Origin of the sequence: Streptomyces atratus (assembly GCF_900119365.1) — a bacterium.
GTDB lineage: Bacteria > Actinomycetota > Actinomycetes > Streptomycetales > Streptomycetaceae > Streptomyces > Streptomyces atratus_B.
The window spans coordinates 1-1,584 of the sequence record NZ_FPJO01000095.1 but is presented as its reverse complement, the minus strand read 5'-3'; the positions used below and the strand labels follow the sequence as shown (position 1 = coordinate 1,584).

At 74.5% G+C, this 1,584-nt stretch carries 1 protein-coding gene; it reads left to right on the top strand.

The genetic code is table 11. The features are described from left to right. Positions 1-1,584, top strand: a 1,584-nt coding sequence (locus BT364_RS38905) for a polyketide synthase dehydratase domain-containing protein (protein WP_177328414.1), incomplete at both ends; no start/stop codon positions are given.

Genomic DNA, 1,584 nt, shown 5'->3' with positions numbered 1-1,584 from the left:
CAGGCCACCCGCACCGCCCTCGCCGACGGCCACACCGTCTTCATCGAGGTCAGCCCCCACCCCGTCCTCTCCCTCGGCCTCCAGGGCACCATCGACGACGCCGAAGCAGAAGCGGCGACCCTCGGCACCCTCCGCCGCGACGAAGGCGGACTCGACCGGATGCTTCAGTCCGCCGCCGAGCTCTGGGTGCTCGGTGTGGACGTGGACTGGGGCACCCTCTTCGAGGGCACCGGTGCCCGTGCCGTCGACCTGCCGACGTACGCCTTCCAGCGTGAGCGGTACTGGCCGCGCGCGGCCGAGTTCACCGGCGATGTCGCCTCGGTGGGTCTGGAGGGCGCGGAGCACCCGCTCCTGGGAGCCGTGCTGGACCTGCCGGGCCCTGGTGGTGTGGTGCTGACCGGCCGACTGGCGGTCCGTACGCACGGCTGGCTCGGCGATCACGTGGTCGACGGGCGGGTGCTGGTGCCGGGCACGGCTCTCGTCGAGATGGCGGTCCGGGCCGGGGACCAGGTCGGCCACGGCACCGTCTCCGAACTCGTCCTGGAATCCCCGCTGGTGCTGCCGGAGAGCGGCGCCGTCGTCGTCCGGGTGGTCGTCGGTGCGGAGGGCGAGGACGGCGTCGGATCCGGCGCACGCCCGCTGACGGTGTACGGGCAGGCCGAGGGCACGGAGGCATGGAACCGCCACGCGGCCGGTGTGCTGACCGCCGCCGTCGGCGGCGGCGGCACGGAGCAGCCGGCGGACGCGTCCTGGGCCGCCGTGTGGCCGCCGCAGGACGCCGAAGCGGTGGACGTCTCCGACTTCTACGCGGAACTGGCGGCGACGGGTTACGGCTACGGCCCGGCGTTCCAGGGCCTGCGCGCGGTGTGGCGGCGTGCGGGCGAGGTGTTCGCGGAGGTCGCGCTCGGCGAGGAGACCGCCGGCCAGGCGGGCCGGTTCGGCCTGCATCCGGCGCTGCTCGACTCCGCCCTGCACGCGGTGGGTGCGGGCGGGCTGTTCCCGGGCGAGGCCGGTCTGCAACTGCCTTTCGCCTGGGAGGGTGTGGAGCTGTACGCGGCGGGCGCCTCGGCGCTGCGGGTGCGGCTGGCATCGGCGGGGGGCCAGGCCGTTTCGGTCGAGGCCGCCGACGGTGCCGGTGCCCTGGTCGCCGCGGTCCGGTCCCTGGCCTTCCGGCCCGTGAGCGCGGACCAGCTGCGTGCGGCGGAGAACCAGGCGGCGGCCGAGTCGCTGTTCCGCCTGGAGTGGGTCCCGGCCGCGGGTGCTCCGGCGATCGACCCGAGCACGGATTCCGGGCTGCAGATCCTGACGGTCCCCGGTGCGCGGACCGGTGCGTCGGCCCTCCCGGGCGTACGTGAACGGATCGTCCACGTACTGGTCCGGCTGCAGGAGTGGCTGGCCGCGGAGAGCGAGACGGATGCCCGCCTGGTCGTGGTGACCCGGGGCGCGGTGGCCGTCGCGGGTGGCGAGATCCAGGACATGGGCGCGGGCTCCGTGTGGGGTCTGGTGCGCTCCGCCCAGACGGAGAACCCGGGGCGGATTGTCCTGGTGGACGTCGATGTCGATGTCGACACTGTCGAGGATCTG